The sequence below is a fragment of the Parendozoicomonas sp. 2304DJ65-17 genome (assembly GCF_058148445.1).
Map to the genome: position 1 here is coordinate 1 of NZ_JBYVJV010000069.1, position 253 is coordinate 253.

The 253-nt window shown below is 33.2% G+C and carries 1 protein-coding gene; it reads left to right on the top strand.

The window, feature by feature from the left end:
- Positions 1–253: hypothetical protein (locus ACY2RR_RS24565; RefSeq protein WP_490110831.1), on the top strand; the 253-nt coding region annotated here is incomplete at both ends.

A 253-nucleotide genomic window follows, 5' to 3' on the forward strand; every position in this document is an offset into this window, starting at 1 on the left:
TGTGAAAACACACCAATACATTATTAATGACATTCTACCCTTTGAATTAAGCACAAAGGTAAGTGAGGTACAAAATACTTTTAACCAGCTTACCTATTCTCATATTCCAGTCACTAAAAATGGAGCATTTGTGGGTTCCATTTCAGAAAATGACATTCATTGTTACGAAGCCGATAAAAGTTTAGAAGACTATCAATATTCTCTTGAAGCTTTTCATGTAAACAAGCTTACCAACTGGCTTGATATTTTAGAG